This is a genomic window from Prevotella phocaeensis, from assembly GCF_900065875.1.
In the GTDB taxonomy this organism is placed as follows: domain Bacteria; phylum Bacteroidota; class Bacteroidia; order Bacteroidales; family Bacteroidaceae; genus Prevotella; species Prevotella phocaeensis.
Genome location: NZ_LT160626.1, coordinates 257764 through 281413, shown reverse-complemented (window position 1 = coordinate 281413; position 23650 = coordinate 257764). Strand labels below are relative to the sequence as shown.

General features: G+C 44.6%; 13 protein-coding genes and 1 pseudogene. 7 read left to right on the top strand and 7 right to left on the bottom strand.

Annotation, left to right across the window (positions count from 1 at the left end):
- Nucleotides 1-10: 10 nt before the first annotated feature.
- The 4 genes from BN3912_RS09330 to BN3912_RS09315 form a co-directional block, all read right to left on the bottom strand.
- On the bottom strand, nt 11-3160 hold the full coding sequence (locus tag BN3912_RS09330; RefSeq protein WP_064972305.1) for a SusC/RagA family TonB-linked outer membrane protein: 3150 nt from the start codon (nt 3158-3160) through the stop codon (nt 11-13).
- Nucleotides 3161-3179: 19 nt separating this feature from the next.
- Complete coding sequence (locus BN3912_RS09325; protein ID WP_023983508.1) at nt 3180-4859, bottom strand: IPT/TIG domain-containing protein; 1680 nt, start codon at nt 4857-4859, stop codon at nt 3180-3182.
- 30 nt (nt 4860-4889) lie between these two features.
- Complete coding sequence (locus tag BN3912_RS09320; protein ID WP_023983509.1) at nt 4890-7400, bottom strand: glutaminase family protein; 2511 nt, start codon at nt 7398-7400, stop codon at nt 4890-4892.
- A 390-nt stretch (nt 7401-7790) separates the two neighbouring features.
- Nucleotides 7791-9251: a glycoside hydrolase family 125 protein gene (locus tag BN3912_RS09315; protein WP_023983510.1), complete on the bottom strand. Its 1461-nt coding sequence runs from the start codon at nt 9249-9251 to the stop codon at nt 7791-7793.
- 309 nt (nt 9252-9560) lie between these two features.
- Here BN3912_RS09315 and BN3912_RS09310 point away from each other — a divergent pair, with 309 nt between their 5' ends.
- Complete coding sequence (locus tag BN3912_RS09310; RefSeq protein WP_023983511.1) at nt 9561-10361, top strand: alpha/beta hydrolase fold domain-containing protein; 801 nt, start codon at nt 9561-9563, stop codon at nt 10359-10361.
- A gap of 408 nt (nt 10362-10769) precedes the next feature.
- Here BN3912_RS09310 and BN3912_RS09305 read toward each other — a convergent pair whose 3' ends face one another.
- From BN3912_RS09305 to BN3912_RS09290, 3 genes and pseudogenes are all read right to left on the bottom strand, one after another.
- Nucleotides 10770-12152: a DUF5458 family protein gene (locus BN3912_RS09305; RefSeq protein WP_023983512.1), complete on the bottom strand. Its 1383-nt coding sequence runs from the start codon at nt 12150-12152 to the stop codon at nt 10770-10772.
- An 18-nt stretch (nt 12153-12170) separates the two neighbouring features.
- Nucleotides 12171-12628, bottom strand: a pseudogene (locus tag BN3912_RS09300) (hypothetical protein).
- Nucleotides 12629-13182: 554 nt separating this feature from the next.
- A complete protein-coding gene (locus BN3912_RS09290) occupies nt 13183-13482 on the bottom strand; it encodes a hypothetical protein (RefSeq protein ID WP_023983515.1) in 300 nt (99 codons plus the stop codon).
- A 166-nt stretch (nt 13483-13648) separates the two neighbouring features.
- On the opposite strand from BN3912_RS09290, the gene BN3912_RS09285 reads away from it, so the two are divergent.
- The 6 genes from BN3912_RS09285 to BN3912_RS09260 all read left to right on the top strand — a co-directional run bounded on the left by BN3912_RS09285 (nt 13649) and on the right by BN3912_RS09260 (nt 23599).
- Nucleotides 13649-14542 (top strand): FimB/Mfa2 family fimbrial subunit, encoded by an 894-nt coding sequence (locus tag BN3912_RS09285; RefSeq protein ID WP_023983516.1) that lies wholly within the window; start codon nt 13649-13651, stop codon nt 14540-14542.
- Nucleotides 14543-14709: 167 nt separating this feature from the next.
- Nucleotides 14710-15201, top strand: coding sequence for a sigma-70 family RNA polymerase sigma factor (locus BN3912_RS09280; protein WP_023983569.1), 492 nt, complete (start codon nt 14710-14712; stop codon nt 15199-15201).
- A gap of 3 nt (nt 15202-15204) precedes the next feature.
- Nucleotides 15205-15810, top strand: coding sequence for a DUF4974 domain-containing protein (locus tag BN3912_RS09275; RefSeq protein WP_023983570.1), 606 nt, complete (start codon nt 15205-15207; stop codon nt 15808-15810).
- Between the two features lie 14 nt (nt 15811-15824).
- A complete protein-coding gene (locus BN3912_RS09270) occupies nt 15825-18383 on the top strand; it encodes a TonB-dependent receptor domain-containing protein (protein ID WP_064972304.1) in 2559 nt (852 codons plus the stop codon).
- A 158-nt stretch (nt 18384-18541) separates the two neighbouring features.
- Nucleotides 18542-20611, top strand: a complete 2070-nt coding sequence (locus tag BN3912_RS09265; protein WP_023983573.1) for a glycoside hydrolase family protein — start codon at nt 18542-18544, stop codon at nt 20609-20611.
- Nucleotides 20612-21061: 450 nt separating this feature from the next.
- Nucleotides 21062-23599, top strand: a complete 2538-nt coding sequence (locus BN3912_RS09260) for an SLBB domain-containing protein (protein WP_195906777.1) — start codon at nt 21062-21064, stop codon at nt 23597-23599.
- The last annotated feature ends 51 nt before the right edge of the window (nt 23600-23650 follow it).

The window sequence follows — 23650 nt, the reverse complement described above, 5'->3', positions numbered from 1 at the left end:
TATCATATTTTTAAAGACTTAATTGCACACCTGCCGTTATTGCCTTTGTGATAGGATAATCCTCACCACGTGGCTGGAGCGATTCAGGATCCCATGTATCGAACTTCTTGGACAAGAAAAGCAAATTGCTTCCCGATACATAGAAGCGAATATTCGTAAAATGGAGTTTGGTTACCAATGTTTTGGGCAAGGTATAACCAAAATCAAGATTCTTCAAACGGAGATAACGGCCGTCGCGAAGCCAATAAGTAGAAGCGCGATAGTTATTATTATTCCCTCCGTAACTCAAACGCGGATAAGATGCATTGGGGTTCTCGGTAGCCGTGGTTCCTGAAATATCAGAAGAAATCCAACGGTCATCGAGCATACCCTTGAAGATATTGCCCCACTGTCCTTCGCTGAATGCATAAACGCACTTACCATAAATCAGGAACGTAGACTTGCCCGCACCTTGGAAGTGCATATTGAAGTCGAAACCTTTCCACCGCACAGAAAAGCCGAGACCATAAATCAAGTTCGGTCTGCTTGTCGCACCGATCGCCACTTCATCGCCACTATTAATAACACCGTCGCCATTGACATCCTTATACTTGATATCACCGGGCTGGACGGTTCCGAACTGTTGCGTTGGACTGTTGCGGATATCATCATAGTCTTTGAACAATCCGAGAGCTACGAGTCCGCGCACTTGATCCACACGGTAGCCTTTCTGATTTTGGTAAGGATAAACATTATTTTCCTCATCGTATTCAAGTATCTCGTTCTTGCTGTAGGTAACATTGCCTCGCACGGTTACACCTACCTTTCCGATATTCTGCTCGTATTTGAAGTTGCCGTCGAAACCACGCGATCTTACAGCACCCACATTGGCTCTTGGGTAGTTGCTACTGTTAAGCTCAAGACCTGTTATTCCCGGCAGATATTTACGTTCTGTATAAATACCGGTACGCTTTTCATTAAAGTAGTCCATAGTCAGAGAGAACTTATTATCAAACAAAACAAGGTCTATACCGACATCATTCTTGTGTGCAACTTCCCAAGTAACATTGTTCGAAGCCATCTGCGTATAATGCAATCCGCGATACCAAGCCCATGTACTACCGGCCAATCCAAAATTATATTGTATTGCATCTCCGGTACTCCCGATGTTATAAAGATAGGGGAAGCGGATTCTCTCATCTCCTCTTCTCATATCATCATTCCCCACCTTACCATGTGAATAACGTACCTTGAACATGTTCAACCAAGGAGCCACCTTTTGAACGATAGGTTCTTCACCAATATTCCATGCCACAGACCATGCAGGGAAAAAGCCCCAACGATGTCCGTCGGCAAAGTTCTCGGAACCATTATAACCAAAGTTATAATCCAAGAAATAACGATTCTTATAATTATAGGTGAACTGACTGGCCAATCCCATATTCTTTCTTGAGACAGAATTCTTTATATCGGTACCAAGATTTTGCGTAGTGATGTCCTCATCTTGGGTAAACTTTACGTTTACACCCAAATTATGAGCCTTGGCAAACTGGCGATCCCAGTGCAAGAGCAAATCCAAGAATTCGCGACGCGAACCGTCGTTCTCCGTAAACTGATACATATCACGAGCATCTAACATCTTCTCGAATATTATCTCGCCCGTATCGGTATCGCGTTTAGTTGCCGAATACAGAGCAGGAATACGACGATGATGAATATTATTCTTATTATAGGTATCATAGCCAAAGCGGCCGGTAAAATGCAATCCTTTTGTTATGAAGTCCAAATTCTGTTCCAAGGTTACATTCGTCTGAATATTGTTCTCCCAATTTTGATTATATCCTGTTTGCGTTGCAGACACCCATGGATTAACATAAGCAACTTGAAGGTTCCCATTACTATCCTTATACCCTCTCGACGGTACGTATCCGTTTGAATACAATACAGGAGAATACAAAGGATTATAACCGAGTATCTGTCCCCATACTTGATCATCGCCAAGCCCCGGACTGTTGCGTTTAGATAAGTCGCCGGAGATACCGAGCTTCAATACAGTTGTCTTAGTTATATCGATATCCACGTTTAAACGGTAGTTCCAACGCTTATAATTGGCATTTGTATCGTACTTCTTTTTTAAAGTTTCATCGGTCTTATACATGCCTTGATCTTCGGTATACGACATGGAAGCATAGTAACGTGACGTTTCACCGCCGCCACTAAGGTTCAGATTGGCACGATAACTGAAAGCTCCGTCTTTCAATAACAAATCTTTCCAGTCTACATTAGGATACATATCAGGATCAAGTCCCGACTTGATAAGTTCTATTTCTTCCGGTCTGTAAAGCACACCGTAGTTACGTGTGATACGCGCCTCGTTAATTAAATTGGCATATCTTTCTCCGTTTTCGAACTCCGGAGTTATCGTACGTGTGTTATAAGAAGTTTCTACTTTTCCACTAATATTGATCTTTCCGGCTTTACCGTGCTTGGTGGTAATCAAGATAACGCCATTAGCACCTTTGGAACCATAAATAGCCGTTGCCGAAGCATCTTTCAGAACCGAGAAAGATTCGATATCTTCAATGTTGATATCATTGATATTCTCACGTTCGAAACCGTCTACAAGAATGTAAGCAGATTTACCTGCACCGAAAGTAGAAATTCCGCGAATCCAGAATTCCGATGTATTCCTACCGGGCTGTCCAGATGTTTGGAAAGCCATGATACCCGGGACATTTCCGGCAAGGGCATTCGTAAAGTTAGAGGTGGAATAATGTTTTAAATTATCCACGTCAACATTCGTAACAGCTCCCGTTACCGTAAGTTTCTTTTGGGTTCCCATACCCGTAACCACCACTTCGTCGACTGCATTGATTTTTTCTTCACTCAATGTTACATTGACAACAGTCTTGTCGCCTGTAATCAGTACTTCCACATTCTGGAAACCGATATAAGAGAACACCAGTGTCTTGTAACGTTCCACTCTTATCTTATAGTGACCGTTGATGTCTGTAATTACACCAAGTCCTGTAGCGTCTTTAACGGTTACATTAACACCGATGATCGGATCGCCCTGCGCATCGGATACGGTACCGGTAATTTCAAGCCGTTCCTGTGCCAAGGCATTAACAGCCATACCCAACAGCACAATCAGCATTACTAAATATTTTTTCATATTCATAGATATTAACAAGTTTTACTTAATTACTTGTATTTTCTTCCATCGTAATCGTTCTAATAGTACAGTTTCGAGAATCCAAAATATAGAATATAAGCGTATTCTCTCCTGTAATAGCATCTCTATGGAAATCATTCACCAATCCTGTAGGATTATTGAAACGCGCAACACTACGAAGCTCTCCATTTTCATTTCCTTCCGTTTTACCATCGGCATGAGTTGCAGCGCTTCCTCCGGCATAAGTTCTAACAATACCCTCCGGAGTAAGATACCTGATTGCATTATTATAACTATCGCAAAAATAAAAGTCGTACACATCATCGCGTCCTTCTTTTACATATTCATCGTTCTTAACGAAAGTACCCTGATAAGGATGATTCATCAGTACATTCTTTCCTACACCATCGGTAAAACCGCCTACTTTCATCTGGCCTGCAACTTGATAAGGAGGAGAGAAACGTTTAGTACGCTCATCATAATCAGTACGGAGAATATAATTGCGATTGATAACGACAATATAAGCATACTTGCCAGAAGGATGGATGTCTATTTGAAATTCCCAAGCCGTATCTTGAATAGTGAACAGTTTTTCAAAAGCACCCGTTCCTGTAGAAGAACCGCTCGCAGAGTCATACAAATTATCATTGGCATAAGGATTCCATGCTGTCGATGCCTCAACAGACTCCCAATACTTTTCCATATCAAGGCGTAAAACCTCGCCATTGGTGTAGCTGGTAAAGTAAAGTTCGCCGTTTACAGGATGGAGCGAGGCACCATTACACTGGCGATAGCAAGCAAGAAGACGATGAGGAGAAGTGCTGCTGAACTCTCCATTTGCATCACGGTCTACGATATACACGGAGTGGGCTTGATAATTATTATCGTCATTATCGGCAGAAATGATAAGATGTTCACGCCAACGCTTTTGTTCGGCAGTAGCACTTGCGAGCCACGCATCATCGCTACGTCCTAAAATCGTGCCGCTGTCATCGTACTTGAACGGATCGACAGCAAAATCGATCGTACGCAAGCGTTCGTTGCTAAACATGCTTAAAGGCAATATGGTTTTTACATTCTTCTCCTTTAAGTCGAGTAATTGGATACCATGCGCAACATTTCCGTAATAAGGTTCTTGATCATAAACAATAAACAGTTGATCATGATTATAAGGCGAGAACTGCATAACACCGTAATTACGGAAACCGGAACAGGTTTCAAAAGGCCCGTCGTTCCACCCTTGATCGTCGCGTTCGTTCTTGTATCCGCACAACTTACCGACCACCATCTTCCGCAAATAGTCAAAATTCTTAGAAGCCTCTGCGGTTTGAGTTCCTACAGAAGTATCGCCCACAGTAACGGCTATTTTTCCAGTAAAAGCTCCCGAAGGCACGTAGCAATACAAACAATTGCCCTTTACACTGACAAGTCGGGCCGCCTTTCCTCCTATATTAACCTTCACTTTAGAGGTGTCGTTTCCGAAATTGCTGCCATAAATAACGAGTTGCTGCCCTACACCGCCTGACTCCGGAGTAAACTTGGAGATGCTTACCGGCTTGGAAGGATCATACGGATCAGAACTCTGTACTCCGACATAGTCCTGTACAGTTGTCGAATCGTTACAACTCGTCATTACAAACAGCATCAACAACGCTGCGAAAATCCCTAACGGAATAAAACGCATAGTTTTAAGGTTTCTATTCATAATTATAGTTATTAAGTTATTATCAAAATTTTATCGTTTCTTTGCAAGTTTATCGGCAAGCACTTTCATCCAATAGCCACCGATCACGGAACGCGCTTTAAAACCTATCATCTTGGCGGTCTTAGTGTCATGCCAGTCGCTGATAGGCACTCTCGAGGGTGTCTCTTCAATATATGTATACAAAGGATCGACGAACTTGAGGAACGTTTTGTTATCGTTAGACATGGCTGCAGTCCACATAATCCAGTCGCTCTTAGTATAATCCTTACGGCTGTCGAGTGGCAAACCGTACTTATTCTGGCGGCCGAGATAATACTTAATTTCGCGGTTCATGGCATCGTTAGGAAAGATATTCGTGCCCCACAGCTTGTCCCACACCATATTATATTTCTGGCTCCATGTGCCTGTACGGTCGAAAGCCAGCCGATAATGGTCGCCTTCGCGGGCATCCTGCTCCCACTTGGCAGCCATTTCTTTAGCCTTTGCCATATATTTGTCTGCCGTTGCAATATCTCCTTTCATGCGTGCCATCTTTGCAAATCCGGCCACACCCATAATGGCTTTGATGGAAAGGTTGCAATTGTGTGCCCAATGTCCGGCGAAATCGTCGGTACATAGTTGGTTAGAAGGATTCTGTCCATTCTCGGCCAAATAGTTTGCCCACGTCTGCATAATGTCCCAGTATTTGCTTACATAATTCACATTTCCATCAAGGTCGGCAAGTATCGCAGCAAGAGTAAGCATATTGCCAGCCTCCTCGAGTGGCATATCGCCGCCATACACCTGTCCGTTTGCCCGCGGATAAGTTCCCAAATCATGCGCAGCGAAAGGTTTCGTCCATCGTCCCGAACGGCTATACTCGAAGATACTCGTCATCATTCCCTTTTGTAATTCGGGATTATATATAAGGAACAGCGGTGCACTGGGATAGGTAAGGTCTACCGTATTTACGCACCCGTTGGAGTTATTCTCCTTGGAGAAGAAGAGCAGATTTCCCTCATTATCGCGGAAGAGCTTGTGTGCAGCGATGACATGTCGATAAGAACCCGAAAGTATTTCGGCATATTTTGCATTTCCGGCGGCCAGCCCGTCGTCGTAGATACGCTTGTCAAGCGCACGACATTCGCCCATTATCCGTCCATATCCCTGCTTCAGTTCGTTGAAAGCTTGGAAGATGGTCTTACCATCGCGTGCCCAATAACCTTTATAACGATGATACATGTACTCGATATCGTATATTTCGTCGTAGCCAAGCATGGCGAAGCTCGCCCCCGTTTGCATTGTTCCGAAGTCGTGTACATACGCCAATGCAGGCATTTGCGATGCCTTGTAGCTCACAATCTTTTTCTGCGAAGGTGCTAATTTGCCTGAAGAAATAAAACTATTTTCCATCTCTTGCACCGGTGCAAGGCTCACTTCGCCATTCACCGCAGGCAGATACAGGTAGCCCCAGTCTATACAAATACCGTCACCCGTCTTGGCTAATATCGGCTGATCGATGGTTCCGGTCTTCAGGAAATCAATTCCGTCTTTGCTTCCATGCGTAGACACCGTTGGTTGATTAGCCTTGTTTACGGCCATTAGCGGCGAGGCACCGAGGTAGAACTGCACATTGTGCGCTTTCTTATCCGTGGAACGAACTTGATAGGATATATAATTAATAGGTGTAGACAGCAGATCTAAATTATCGATTAACATCGGTGCGGTAAACACAACATCAAGCTCTACCGGCCCGCACTTAAAAGTATAATAGGTGTTCGTGGCAAGTACGTCGACGCTCTTCTGTACAGCAGTCTTCACTTCGGCACCTTTCTTCTTCACGTTCTTGAACACTCCGAAGTCCAAATAAGCTCCTCCGGTAGTGTTATGACAGTGAGCTGCAATCAGATTACGGCCCGATTTCAACAGTCCTTTCAACTTTCCGTCAAGGTGAAGTACCTCGCCTGTTTTCCACGTTTCGCCCGTATCGACCACTTTCGTGCCGTTGATATACAATTCGAAAACGTCATCATGAGAATAAATCAGATACAGATCGGCGTCTGCATCCGCATTGTTCAGCTCGACTGTACGGCGCACATAGATATCGGAATGCTCCTCTGTCCAGCGTGTTCTTACATCCGGATACTCCTGCGAACCGAAAGCGCCCTGTTCATCTTTCCATCCATTCGCATCAAAGTTTACGGTCTGCCACCCCGTTTCCGGCTTTTTACGGGTAACAGATGCACTCCACGCCGCCTCATCTGCCATAGGTACAACCGGTTCAAGAATATATTCCTGCTCCGCACCCATAAAACGATAGGTCACTCCATCTACCCGAAGCAGTCCGTCCAACGGCTTTTCATCGTTCGTCCAATGCCGTGTTGTTCCGTCGGTTAGCTTGTCGTAAGGCGACCAAACAGAGAAATAAGGATCCGAAACCACTAAAGGTACCGATGGCAAACACAGGTTTGTAGCCTTATAAGGCTTAAAAACCTCTGCTGTCTGCGCCCCTACATACATAGTTAAAACGCATGCGACAGCAAGCATAAAAATTCTTTTCATTCAAGTTTTATGTTCTTAGTTAATCTAATTTAATATCCAGTCTACGATCTTTATCACCTAAAAGGATGATGTTGATCAAAAGAAATTACTTTTTTATGTATTTCAGTTAAGGTGCTACAAAGATATAACTTTTTTTGGTAAAAAAAGAAAATATGCTTCAAATTATCAAAAATAACCGATAAAAATACGAAAATATTCAAGAAGCAGACATATAGCATCCGAATTATATACATATAAGATATTTTTCGCAATTATTTATCGCCATCCTCAGTTAATCATTGTTTTTCAACTACTTACGCATCGAGTTACGCCTATAGAGACTGCCATACGCAAGAGGTTTACAGTCAACATAACGACCATAAACCCCAAAATTAAAAAATCTATATTTAATTATCGTCTGGCTTGAACGAGCAAGTCGATCTTTCCATCATCTATCAGTTTCAGTATCAGTTCGCCGAACAGCGTGTTTTGCCATGCGAACCACGAGCGGGTAAAGTTCGCTGCGTCGTCTTTATTAAACGATTCATGCATAAATCCGGTGCCTGCATCCGTGCGCTGCAGTGCCTCTATACACTGCTTAATCTCCGCATCATCGGTGCTTGTAAAGGCTTTCATCATAATCGTCATGGGCCAAATCATGTTGTAGCCCGTATGCGGACCGCCGATACCTTGCCCTGCTTTTCCTTTGAAGAAGTAGGGATTGTCGTCGCTCCAAACGAAACGACGGGTATTCTGATAAATGGGATCGTTCGCATCTACATCTCCTAAATAAGCCATACCCAACAGGCTCGGCACATTGGCATCGTCCATAAGTAGCTGACTTCCATAACCGTCTACCTCGAAAGCATATATTTTACCGTATTTGGGATGATCGTAAACGGCATATTTTTTCAGTGCTGCCGCCACTTCATCGGCCAAAGTCGTGCACTGACCGGCCAATGCTGCATCACCGTTCACCTTATTCAATATCTCTGCAGCCTTGCGCAACGAGCTTACAGCCATAAAGTTAGAAGGAATAAGGAAGAGGAATGTGGTTGCATCATCAGACGGACGGAATGCCGATGCAATCAGTCCGACAGGCTTCACCGGCGTTCCTAATCCGCCATTGGCCATGGTTTCGGTTGGGCGAGTAGTCCATCTTTCGAACTTATAAGGCCCGTAACCACTTTTACGTTGCTGATCATGGAATACTTTTAGAATGTTCTTCATCGCCTGCATCCACTCTTCGCCGAACACAGATGTATCGCCCGTGACCTGCCAATAGTAGTAGGCAAGGCGCAAGGGGTAGCAAAGCGAGTCGATCTCGTACTTGCGTTCGTGCAATTCGGGCTTCATGTCGGTAATGTCCTTATCAAATTCGCTCCCCGTAGGCCCCATGTTGAAAGCGTTTGCATAGGGATCGATATTGATGCACTTCAACTGTCTGAGGATGACACCCCGCAGCATCTTCTTGAGTTTGGCATCCTGATTGGCGAAGCGTACATAAGGCCAGACCTGCGCACCCGAGTCGCGCAACCACATTGCATGTATGTCGCCGGTGTACACGAAGGTATCGTCTTTGCCGTCGAAATGCACGGTCGTGTCCATCGTATTCGGGAAACAGTTCTCGAACATCCACGCAAGATAGGGATTATCTTTTAGGAGTTTCTTCACTTCTTTGATTTTTTTCTCCACTGCATCCGACACAAACAGGCGTTTCTCCATAGGTGGACGATTGGTTTTCAGCTTTGTATTGTCTTGAGCTGCCACTTGTATCTCGGATAAGGCATTGTTATTTTTCGCCGACACGGTGTTGGCAGACGTGCCGAACATTATAGCTACTCCAGCCAAAAATTCAATTTTTCTATTCATGATATATCATTTAACAGTAATAAAATTCCGATTTCTTCCGCCCTCTCTTACAACGAAGCAAAGACAAACATTATAGTTAAGCTGTGTTTTCGTCCGATTTTCGTGCGGTCATTATTGGTGGCAAAATTAACGAAAATAATATTTATTGCCAAATATCCATTTCGTAAATTGCGTTAAATGGATAATATAACCGGATTATTATTACCAAATAATCGAATTAAATGGGGAATATAACGACAGCAAACAGCCATTCTATAAAAAATAAATACTATTTTTGTACATTAACTCACATTATTATAATAGAACGACATGAGACAGTTATTTATTTTACTCTTTGTACTCGTGCTTGCTACAGGCGCAAGTGGACAAGACAAATACAAGATAATCAAAGACATTCCTTATGTATCTGCCGGCGATACTTCGACTTATCGTAAGGAAAGGTGTAAGCTCGATATCTATTATCCTACCACGAAAAAGGGGTATAAAACAATAATCTGGTTCCACGGAGGCGGCTTGGAAGGCGGCAATAAGGAATTTCGCGATGAGCTGCTGAATGCGGGCATCGCCATGGTGTCGCCCAATTACCGACTGTATCCATACTGTAAAAATCCGCAATATACACAAGATGCCGCTACTGCCGTGGCTTGGGTATTTCATCATATTGAGGAATACGGAGGCGATCCGTTACAGATATACGTGGGAGGGCATTCGGCCGGCGGTTATCTAACCTTGATGCTCGCCTTAGACAAAGCATACCTAAATGCAGAAAACATAGATGCAGATGCCGTAAAAGGTTATTTTTCCGTTAGTGGACAGACGGCCACACACTATACTATACGCAAGGAACGGGGATTGTCTTTCAGCTCTCCCTTCGTTGACCGGTATGCCCCGCTCAACAATGTACGCAAATTGTCTACACGATTGGTCCTCATCACGGGCGACAGACACTTGGAACAAATGGCACGTTATGAAGAAAATCTCTATCTGAAAGCGGTACTCGAAGGAATTGGTAATAAAGAAATTCCCCTTCATGAGCTTAGCGGATTTGATCATGGCGGTGTGCTCCGTCCCGCCGGACTGCTCATTAAAGAATATCTGATGAAACTTTAAGCCCGAGAATTTATCATATTTACAGCAAACGGAATAGGTACCTCGCATCAACACTTACCATATAAAAAGCACATACGCTTTACATATGATTATGCATAGTCTGCCATACTTATACATATCCCAGCCGGTTATGTAACGGCTATGCAATTCTCTGTTACCGATACCGGAATGATTATGACTTCAAGCAACTTGGCTATATTTTATATTGTCATATTTATCATCTATTAAATAACTGGTATGCTCACCGTATGTATCGATACTTTATGGAATACATTTAAAACAAATTATTCTACGATTAGGTTATCGTACGAAAAATAAAAAATGACAGGAATTTCCTTTTCCTGCCATTTTAACTAAAACTGGAATGCAACCTGTCTGCCACATTCTATTGTTCCCAATACCTAACCTTTATTCTTGGTTATACTGACTTTCCCAGTTCGCCTCTTCTGGAGCGTCCCCCTTTCTTCCTTCCAACTGAATAACGAAACTCTTTGCTGGGAAGTATGGAGTAAGATGGATATCAAGCAAAACTCGGTCTTTCTGTTTCGGATCTTGCTCAATCCTAATAACTTTGAATTTTTCAATCAAACGTGTCGGCCCCTGTATGCTATCAAGAAACTTCACGATCTGACTTCTCAAATCGGCTTCCGTACGTGTTGTCCAATTCTCGAAAGCCCTCCTGTTGAGGAAATCGAACAGCACCTTGGAGATATAATCGAACACACGTACGACAGAATAAGTCTGAAGACCGAGGTTATCGCCATTGAAAAGTGTCTTCGCAGAGAATGCCATAACCTTACTGTACTCATTGACCATAGGCACAAGTCCCATGCGTTCGAGTTCTGAAATCTCGCTCTTCTTCAAATCGAAACGCACGCTTTCCACTTCGTCAAGGCTTCCGAATTTCTTTCCGGCAACAACCTGCGACATCAGCGTACTATATATTTTGCCTGCCAATGCAGAAGAACCGGGAACATACAGGTTTTCTTCTTCGCCTACTTCTGCCACCCGCTGTCTTCCCAACAGCCAGTTACAAGTCATGATGATATTGGACTTATACACATCTCCGCCCGTATGGTCGGCATTAAAGAATATATCAACGACATCGTCCGGCGTTTCCAAATCCTGAAAGTCTGTCACAAGCATCACCTTGTTATTGTGTGCCATCTTCCCCCATTTATCAAGTACGGCATTAGAACCGAGATAGCCCGGTATAATAAGGAGGGAATAGTTACGACGCAAATCCAACCTATCAAAGTTTTGTTTAAGCTCATTACCGATATAATCGATAAAAAGCGTATTATCCAAGTCTTTCAGCTGTGCCATGTCTGCATTGACAATCGTCACATTCTTGACCTTGCTACTTTCTGTATTCTTATAGAAAAGGGCCACAGAACGATAGACAGTCTCCAAATCATGAACACGATTTAATGCAGTGTGCAGGTTCTTGTAAAGTAATTCCTCTACACTTTTAGCCTTATCTTTGGCTTTGTCTCGCATCTTCTCGGCAGATTCACCTGTTTTAAGTAAGTCCAACCATACGCCAAGACGGTTTGCAAGCACCTTGCGTTCATTAGCCCATTGGTCGTCTGTCAGAAATATATTACGACGCGCCTTGCGTGTAGGGTTCAGATTTGAGAAGCCATCAATGATATTTTCAAGGAATGCGAAACCACCATATTCTTTCAACTTGTCTAATGAGGAGGCTGCCGATGAGGTTTCTTTCTTTATCGCCGACTTGCCTGTAACAACTGTCTGCTGCTGTTCTTTTGCTTTTATCTCATTTTCCATTGTAATAATATTAAAAGGTTATTTGGCATTCATACCTTTGATTTCTTCAAGGGACTCTTCCAACAAGTCAATAATTGCCTGTCTCTTCTCCGGATTTTCTAAAGCTTTCAACAACGCTTTGTTGGAAGACAGCTGTCGGGCAATCTTCGTATTCTGCTCTTTCTCAACACTGAGTTTACTTAGAAATTCGCTGTGTTCCATAATGCTCTTTGAGTCGAAATCACCCAAATTCTTGAAAGCCATTGTCTCTGTAACATCTTCTCCATTTTCGTTCTGCATTTCAAGTTCGATAGATGGAGCAAAATGTTCAAATACATCTTCAACTGTTTAAAGTCCATAAACTGCCTCCGGACTGACAGGAGCATCATCCGTAAGTTTCTGTACCAATAACTTTCGGTTGAAGTAATATCCGCGATAGACTTATTAGCGTCGACATTGACTTCGTTGCCCCCAACTCCATAATTATAGATTGCCATAATTATATGTTTTTAATATTATAATTTTATATTCTTGCTTATACAGCGTATATTATATTGCTTACAAAGACATGAAAATAATTCTAAATGGCTTTATATTTAAGCATAAAATTTTAAACTTGGCGTTAAAACCTTTCAGTTCGTGTATTTTGGTAGACTACAAAATTGAAGGTTACACAAGTTGGCTATAAATATAAAACTGCTATTATCATAGCGCTTGTAAATGAAGTGCCTCCTATAAAATCGTTAATTTCTATTGATACACGCCATATTTTCAGAACATCCCGGAAGAAAGGTATCAATGAACTTCACTTACAGCTATCATACTCCAAGTCAAGGTGTTTTCAAAAATGGACACAATAAGCATTTGTTGGTTCCTTCACTCGGTAAGCAATTTAAGTTTGGCGGCATATTGAGCTTCGACGTGTCAAACTTGCTAAACTATAAGCCAAGTTATTATTATGAATCTGACATTCATTCAACAAATTATACACCTTATACGAACAACATTTCAGTCCAAGTGTTTGCATTTAATAACAAGAACTGTATCTCCGCTATCTAAGTAAACTTCTTATGGCATCACCCAACCACGGCTTCTTCATCTTTTCCCAGAAAGCGTCGTATTTGGGCATTTTGAAAGCGTCTTTGTTGATGTTATCCCCCTTAGAGGTTGAATACGTGGGGACGCTACAGACTACCGAACTGAGATGTGTGGTATCTGTTACAACCTTAGCTTGACTTTTCATTGCCAATGAGTCTTTAACCTCTTTCGGAAATTGTTCTGTTTTCGTTTGCGCAAAGAGTACACAATGAGCAGAAAAGACTAACAATAACATCACCAATATCTTTCTCATACACATTATTTTATATATAAGCACCACACAAAAATACATAATTCATCTTTGAAAACAGAAATAAATATGAAATATCTTTTTTAATTTTATCATTTTTTATACCTTTGCATTTATGGGTTAGAATGCCCACAAAAGAAAATCAAGAACCATATCAAATATAATTATCATGAAGACCAAACTTTTGTCATTTTGCATTTTATGCAGCATTGCATTAACCTTCTGCTCATGCGAAAAGCCGGTATTCGAAGAGAATACAAAAGAAGAAGAGAAAACATCCGATAAGTTTAATCTGACATTCGATATAGCGCAATTCGAACAAATACCTTTCGCCCATGCCATAGCCTATTCACGTTCAAAGGATATCAGGCAGGTGTGCACACGACTCAACTTTGCCGTATTTAAGGATGATACCAAGATTGCATCGGTTAACCAGATTTCTTCAGACAAGAATTTCGGAAAGATATCCGTATCGTTACCGGCCGGTACCTATCGTTTCTTGGTACTTGCCCACAATTGTACGGGCAATGCAACGATTACAAACCTTTCGAAAATCAAGTTTCCCAATAACAAAATTACCGACACTTTCTATTATTGTGAAGAGATAAACGTAGATGCCGCCGCCTCTTATCAGTTGGAATTGCGGCGATGCGTTGCCCAATTCAAACTGATAGTAGAGGATGCCATCCCCGATGAAGTGAAGAAAATGAAGTTCTTCTATACCGGCGGAAGCTCTACGTTCGATGCCATCAACGGAAACGGAAGCGTAGCCTCGCGCCAGACGGAGGAGCGAAATGTAAAGGAAGAGCAGCGCTCCGGCAATGCCGAGTTCGGGGTTTATACCTTTCCACACGATAGCAAAGGCGAGCTAAAAGTTATCGTAACGGCTCTCAATGCATCAGATGTGATGGTGAAAGAACAGCTTTTCGAACACGTACCTATTACGAAAAACCGCATAAGCCTGTGCAAAGAAAACTTCTTCGGTACGCCTATAAACACCAACAATAATACTTTTTCGTTCGTCATCAACGATGAATGGGAACAGCAGGAATATACACATTAACACATATCACCAATTCATTACGGAAAAAGTTTATACCATTTCGACAATCAAACGGTATAAACTTTTTTCGTATTTATACGATTTTTCTGCCTTCAAACTGCCATTTTTTATACTTTTGGGGTTGGGAAATCGTTGTTCAGAGGATATTATAAGTAAACGGCAAGGTTATGCAAACAGACAAAGCAACGGCAGAAACGCTTTTCAATACGCACCGCAACAAGATGTATGTGCTGGCTCTAATCATGCTGCACGATGCTGCTGAAGCACAAGATGCGGTAAGCGAAGTGTTCATGCACATCGTAGGCAATGATACCGAAATACAGCCCGAACGGGCGGAAAGCTACCTCTTAACGTGTGTGCGCAACCAATGTTTGAAAACAATTCGCAGCATGCAACTGAAAGAAAGAGTGCGAAAGTTGCTCTCCATCGGCGACTCTGTGGAAATGATACCGTTCGATGAACAGAAAGACCGCCTGCAAATGGTGCTCGAATACAGCAGCAATGAGTTCACTAAACAGACCTACAGGATTTTCAGGATGCGCTACGAACAGCACTTATCCTACAAGAAAATAGCCGAACAACTGCGCATCAGCGAGGCTGCCGTTTACAAACATCTGGCACAGGCACTGCTGAAATTAAAGAAACATTTTAATCCTTAGACAATGAAAACAAAGGAAGAACGCATCGAGTTGCTTCTGAAAATGCAGGAACATCCCGAAAATTACACGGAAGAACAGCTGCAACAACTGCTCAACAACGAGGATTGCAGGCAGATATACGAGATGATGAGATGGAGCGAAGAGGCTTTTCTGCTGCCCGAAGCCGGTCATACGAAAACCTTACGCCGGTCGCATTTCGGCGCATGGCATAAGGTTGCGGCGGCCTGCATCAGCTTCGTTCTGCTGGCGGGTGTGGCATTTGCCGCCTATCGCATACAGTCATCGAGGCACGAGAGCAAGCAAACAACACCGTCGGCTGCCATGCAAAACACAGCCACAGACGGTGCTCAAAGGGTACACCCCTCATCCGCAGCAGACAAAAGAACACCTGCCACCGTGATTTTCTCCGATAAATCGCTGCCCGAAATATTATCTGCAATAGCAACGTTCTACCATGTTTCCGTAGATTACCGCACGCCCGAAGCCCACCATCTGCGCCTTTTTTACAAATGGCAACAAGGTAATTCAATAGAAAATGTGGTAGAAGACCTCAATCATTTCGACCGTGTGAGTCTGCGACTCGAGGGCAATACGCTCATCGTCGAATAACACTATGCACACAGATGAAAAACAATAATATCCTTATTTTGCTGATATTGTGCAGCCTTGCAGGTACCGTGTCGGCGCAGCAGCTCACACGCAGCTATCACGCCGTATCGCTCTCAAAGGTTCTGGAAGACTTGGGAAAGGCGACAGACCGCTACACCGTTAACTTTATCTACAACGAGTTGGAAGATTTCACCGTAACGGAATCGTTCAAAAACCTGAGCGTTCCCGATGCCGTACGCACCGTGTGCGGGCTCTACCCCATCAAGATAACGTTCGATAACGACCGCATTTACGTAGAATGCACGCAGAACATGGCGCAAAAGATTACTGGTAAAGTGGTGGATAACGGTAACAATCCCATCGAATTTGCCAATGTTTCGCTGCTTTCTCCGCGCGACTCGTCGTTCATCAACGGCGGTGTTACCAACGAAAACGGTGACTTCGTAATCCCCTGCAACGTATCGAACGTGCTCGTAAAAGTAACATGTATCGGCTACAAACAGTGCTTCCATCGAGCTTACACTGCACATGTAGGCATCATACACATGGCAAATAAAGCTTATTTCGTTAACGGAGTAGAGGTAAAGGGCGAGCGTCCGCAGTACAAAATGACCGCAGGCGGCATGACTATAGATGTGGAACATTCGCTTCTTTCGCAGATGGGAACGGGCCAAGACGTGCTTGTTCAGCTGCCTCGGATAACGGTAAAAAACGACGGCACTATCGACGTGTTTGCCAAAGGCAAGCCTCAAATCTACATCAACAGTAAGCTGGTGCGCGACAACAACGAACTGCTGAGGCTGAAATCTGCCGATATCAAGTCCGTCGACCTTATCACTAGTCCGGGTGCACAGTACGATGCAACGGTAGAGGCCGTTATCCGTATCAAAACCAAACGTAAGCAGGGCGAAGGCTTCAGCTTCCGTTCAGACGCGAACATCGGGTACGGTCATAAGGGGAAAGGATACGAAGATGCCTTTCTAACCTACCGCCGAAACGGTTTCGAACTATCGGGCAACCTCTATTGGTACAACAAATATTACGGCGAAAATAACCATATGGGAGCAGATATCTATGCCAACAACAACCACGTCAACATCAGACAGTATGTCGATACAGACGCGAGAAGCTCTTATCTATACGGAAATATCGGCGCCAGCTACGATATCGACGACAACAACTCCGCGGGCGTATCGTACACAGTGAGCAAACAACTCTTTTTCAACGCATGGATGAACGGCGGTACACAGACCATCTATCGTAACGGGGTGTTGGAGGGAGAAGTCGTACAAGATATGAAGCGCACTGCAACCGGTGCCCCCAAACACGAATGGAACGTATATTATACAGGGAAAGCAGGACGCCTCGGCATCGACTTCAACGGCACCTACATGTGGAACAAATCGGAAATGAAGATGCACGAACGCGAAAACAGCACGACGATAGAGAGCCGTAACATCAATACACAGACAACCAAACACAATCGGCTGGTTGCCGGAAAGCTCGTACTTCGCTATCCGGTAGCCAAAGGCGAACTAAGTATGGGCTCTGAACTGTCGCATACCAACACTGAAAGTACGTATAAGAACGAAGAGAGATACATTCCGGCGTCGGAAACCGATATTCACGAAAGCAATACAGCTGCCTTCGCCGAGTTCCAGATGCCGTTGGGAGACTTCAATATTCGTGCAGGTTTACGCTTCGAACATGTAAAGACCGACTATTATTCGTTCGGTTCGTGGATGCAAAATCCCAGTCTGCGGCACAATAACTGGTTTCCTAATCTCTCTGTTTCGTGGGCGAAAGGCTCGTGGGAGCTGCAGCTGAACTACGTAAACAAAACCAAACGCCCCTCTTACAATTCGCTCCGTAACGAGGTTCAGTACGATAATCGCTACTTATACGAGGGCGGCAACCCTTATCTGCGGTCTGCCCGAAACCACAACATAGAGTTCGGAGCAACGCGAAAGTGGCTTAGCGTCAGTGCCGGATATACTTACATAAAGGATGCTATCGTATGGACACCGACTTTATACAACGGGCAGGAGATTGCTTTCCTGCGCAACTTGAACTTCAATCACAGCCAAAATGTCTACGTATCTGTAGTGGCTTCGCCCAAATTCAGGTGGTATCAGCCCACGTATGAAGTCGATTTCGTGCACATGTTCTTCAATGCTGCGAAGTATGACAGTACCCGTCCGGCCGCCAAACCGCAGTGGACATTTGCGCTGAAAAATAAAATCGTGTTCGATAAGACCTGCTTCGCCTTCCTCAATATGCAGTATAAAACCGACCAAACCACCGATTTCATGGTTTCGAAACACAACGGTTACATCAATTTGGGCATCATAAAAACGTTCTTCAACAAGGCTCTTACCGTTAATCTCTCCGTAAATGACCTGCTGAAAACCGACAAAGAACACTGGACGCTCTACGGAATAAACGCCAATTTAAGCAAAGACTGCTATAATTACGAGCGCAATATAAACCTCACCGTAAGCTATAATTTCAACACTACGCGTAGCAAATATAAGGGAACAGGTGCCGGTAATGAGGAGAAACGCCGTCTGTGAAACAGCGGTAGGCAGGTGCTTCGGTTTTGCTTTTTATGCTTCCCCTAAACCATAGGCGATGGCGGTTTTTGTATTTCTTTTCTTGTGTAATGTCGGTTTATTTTGTATATTTGCGACAATAAAAACTGCTTAAAGAAATACATTCAACACCATTCCGTATGAAAGGAACCATATCAACCGTGCTTGCTTTGGGGCTGTTAGGCTCGCAGGTGCAGGCACAAAACATCGATTACACGGCAAAGAAAATAGCTGTCTGTAAGGCGAATGCCAAGAACCAAGTACACTTCGTTCCGCTCGAAATAGGCGAAATACGCCCCACAGGCTGGCTCTTAGACTGGGCAAAGGATGCTGCAGCGGGCATAACCGGTCATCTCGACGAATACGAACCGGTGTACGGCAACGGCTGGAGAGGCTTCGGATTTAAAGCGCGCGGTGCGGATGAGCGCGACGGAACGGGGTGGCCGATAGAACAGTGCAGCTATTGGTTAGACGGAGGTGTAAAACTTGGCTACATTCTCAACGACGAACGTCTGATACAAAAGACATCGGAACGCCTCGATCTTGTAGTAAACGGCGTACTTAGAGGGGCCTCCACGTTCATTTATTGGAAACCGGATACGATCGTTAAAGACGGTTTCAACAACTGGGGGCACGGCATTATGGGGCGCGCATTGGTATCGTATTATCAGGCCACCCATAACCCCAAGATACTTCAGGCATTAGAAAAAGTGTACACAGAATACCGCATGATTGCCCCTTCAGACCGCGACATGCTGACGCTCGACACCGCCCTTATAAGAGGTGCCACCAACGTAGATGCCATGACAGAAACCTTTTTATCCACGGGAAACCGTACCATTATGGACTCTATCATAGCCTACAGCAACCGCGACAATGTAGAAAAACTGAACCGGAAACTATGCGCTATGACCGACAGAAGCGGCAGAGGTTTCGAGTCGCTCCACGGTGTAACTTTTTACGAAACAAGCCGTGTGCCGGCCATCATGTCTGTATGGACGGGCAAGCAATGGGAAATGGATGCCACAAAGAACTTCATCGACTGGGGACTGCGCTACAACGAAATGCCCTACGGGCTCACTTCGGCACAGGAATGGCTGTCGGGTGCGGGCAGTATGCACCATATAGAAACCTGTATTGTGCCCGCTTCGATGTGGACATACACATGGCTTATGCGCATTACAGGGGAAAAGAGCTGGGGCGACCGTATAGAGAACGTGTTCTTCAATGCCGGTGCAGGCTCGATAGCTCGCGATTTCAAGACGATGAGTTACTATCAGACACCCAACAGGTTTAGCGAAGACCTGCCCGAGGATCCCTCTATTCCGGGCCCGGGCGACCAGAAATTCACGCCTTTCGGTTACGAAGTGCTGTGTTGTGTGGGCAGTTGTAACTGGATAATCCCTAACTATATCAGCAATATGTGGATGGCTACCATAGACGGCGGACTGGCCTTCACGCTCTACGGGCCGTGTACGGTAGCCAAACACCTTAACGGTGCCGACGTCAGAATAGTCTGCAACACCGACTATCCGTATGGCGAAAAACTCGATATTACCTTCAATACCACGCACAGCACAAACATGCCGCTCTATTTCCGCCTGCCTTCATGGTGTACGAAACCGGCAATCAAGGTGAACGGCAAGCTGGTTTCGGCTCGTCCTGTAGACGGTTTTGCGCGCATAGACCGCACATGGACCGACGGCGATAAGATAGAACTCCGTTTCCCCATGCACGTTTCGGTAACCCAAGGCAGAGAAACTCCCTACCCCAGAGCGCACTACTTCAACGGAGGGTTCGGTGCTCCGACGCCAGCATACAAGGACACTGTGGCCAACCAGCCCTACGAATACGTGAACTACGGCCCGCTGCTGTTTGCCCTGCCGCTTTACGATGTAGATGAAAACAAAGTCGTCCGAGGTCAGAAATTCAACTATGCGCTCGACATACATCCCGCGCGTCTCGCAAGCGAAGTACGCGTGCAACGCTCGCAGATGCCCGTCCGCTGGCGATGGAAGATAGACGAAGCGCCCGTAAAGTTACTGGTAAAAGCACGCGAAACGGAGTGGAAACCGAGCATCACCGCCCCGCTTCCGCAGCAACCCGTAACGGGCGGTGCCGACAAAACAATTATCCTCGTGCCCTACAGCTGCACAAAGTTCCACGTAACCATGTTTCCCGTTACCAAGCGCACTTGGGTAAAAGATTGACAAACAGACGCCCTAACGGCGACAAAGCGCCCTTTTAATGCTGATAGGCACATGCTCTATCGGCGTTAAAAGGGGCATCTTTTAAATTTATCTTGACAAGATTACCGACACGAAAGAGAATTATAGGTTTGTTCGTTGGAGTACTTAGGACGAGCAGATATTGTCATTTACAATTCACTTTCTTAGAAATAACGGAAAAAGAAAGTCTTTATTTTCTTCACATTTTCTATCTTTTCATAGAACGATTATTCCAAGAAAGAAAAATATTTTATGGTTAAATAAGTTGTTCTTTCAGATAAATGCAACAAAATTCCTACATTTTTCACTACCTTTGCAACAAAATAGCAAAAAACGAGTTTATAAAATAGGTATAATACAATCTCTTGTAAATTCAAACAACAGCAAGTAGAAGGTACGGAACACAAAATAAGTAAGAAATTCAAAATGAATATGAAAAAGCTGATCATATATCTTATGTTGGCAATGTTCTGCCCTGCAAGCATGATGGCACAGTCGGCTATGACCGACGAACAAGTTATGCAATTTGCAGCCAAGGAACACGAAGCAGGCACATCCAATGCGCAAATCGTTACCAAACTGATACAAAGGGGCGTAGATATCCAGCAGATACGGCGCGTAAGGAGTAAATACGAGCGACAAATCAAGCAGAGCGGACTCGGTAATATGGCCGATAAAACGCAGGCAGATGTGGAAAGTCGCATGCGCAAGAATAACGGAAAAACCAAAGAATACGATAACGAAGACAACCTGAAAAGAGGTGCTACCACAACTAACCGAATACAAAGTAACACCGGTTGGCAACAAGGATATGACGAAAACGGCGAAGAATTCTTGTCTATACAGACCGAACTCGAACAGATATTGCCCGCAGATACGGCCCAACTCGTAAAACAATTGCTGGCAGAACGCGAGAAATCGAAGCGTCAGGTATTCGGACGTAACATCTTCAACAATAAAAATCTTACGTTCGAACCGAGCATGAACATCGCTACACCGCAGAACTATCGCCTCGGCCCGGGCGATGCGGTAATCATAGATGTTTACGGTGCTTCTCAGAAATCTATCAATTCTACCGTCTCTCCCGACGGAGATATCGTGATAGAAGGCTTCGGACCGATTCAAGTTAGCGGACTTACCGTGAGCGAAGCCAATGCCCGTATTCGGTCGCAGCTCGGCACACGCTACACCAGCAGCCGTATCAAGATTTCTTTGGGGCAGACACGCACGATAACAGTTAACGTAATGGGCGAAGTAAAAGCACCGGGCACTTACACTCTGTCGGCCTTCTCTACAGTGTTTCAGGCTCTTTATATGGCGGGAGGCACCAATGATATCGGAACTCTGCGCAACATCAAAATATATCGCAGTAACCGTCTCGTCAGCGTATGCGATATTTACGACTATATTCTGAACGGAAAAATGACGGGCAATGTGCGCTTGGCAGATGGCGATGTGATAGTAGTCGGCCCTTACGATTGTCTTGTAAACATCAGCGGTAAGGTAAAAAGACCGATGTATTACGAAATGAAAAAGAACGAGAGTGTGGGCACGCTGCTGAAATATTCGGGCGGTTTTACGGGCGACGCCTATAAAAAATCGGTGCGACTGAACCGTAAGACAGGGCGCGAATATTCCGTATTCAATATTGGTGAATTCGATATGAACAGTTTTCATGTTGCCGATGGCGACTCGGTAAGCGTAGACTCTATACTACCTCGCTATGCGAACACAGTAGAAATAAAAGGAGCGGTATTCCGCCCGGGGATGTATAATTTGAGCGGTGAAATCAACAGCGTGCGCTCGTTGATAGAGCATGCGGAAGGACTCACCGAAGAGGCTTTCAGCGCCCATGCTGTAATGCACCGCATGAAGAGCGACCGCACACTTGAAGTAGTACCGGTAGACGTGGCCGGCATTCTGAGCGGAAACGTGGCAGACATACCGTTGAAAGAGAACGATGTGCTATTCATTCCCACCAAAACAGAGAGGATGACACAGCGCACGATCATCATTCATGGCGAAGTACAATATCCGGGTATCTACAAATATGCCGACAATGAAACCATTGAAGACTTCATCTTGCAGGCGGGCGGACTTACTGATAGGGCATCGACGGTAAAGGTTGACGTGGCTCGGCGCGTGGATAATCCCAAAGCATTCACCACAGATAGCATCATTGCCAAGACCTACACCCTCTCGTTGAAAGACGGTTTCGTGATCGATGGCACACCGGGTTTCAAACTTATGCCTTTCGATGAAGTGTACGTGCGCAAGAGTCCGGGCTACGTAACTCAACAAAACGTGACCATAGAGGGGCAGGCTATGTTCGCAGGAACCTATACCCTCTCGAACAAGAATGAAAAGCTGAGCGATTTGGTGAGGAAAGCCGGTGGCGTAACCGATCTCGCCTATGTGAAAGGTGCACGCTTGGAACGCCGCATAACTCCCGAAGAACGTCTGAAAATGCAAACGGTAATGAAACTTCTGCAGGCACAGGCAGGAGAGAAAGACAGCATAGACGTCAGCAAGCAACAGCTTGGCGACACCTACTATGTGGGGATAGAGTTGGACAAGGCATTAGAGAAACCTAACGGAGACGCCGATCTTGTGCTTCGCGAAGGCGACAAACTCATTATTCCGGAATACAACGGAACTGTAAAGATCAGTGGCGATGTGGTTTATCCGAATGCCGTAGCCTACGAAAAGGGCAAGAAAGCGTCTTACTATATAGACCAAGCTGGCGGCTGGGGAAACCGTGCCAAGAAGAGTCGTGCCATCATTGTATATATGAACGGCACGGTGGCTAAGATCAGTCATAACGCAAAAGTTCTGCCCGGCAGCGAGATTATAGTGCCGAGCAAGCCTAAGCCTACGGGTAACACTCTCGGCCAGTGGCTCACCATCGGCACCTCTGTAGCCAGCATAGCCACCATGATTGCCACCATCGCTAATTTGATAAAGAAATAAATACAGTATAAAAAAGCACCGACGGCAGTACCCATACTAAGATGATGGTTT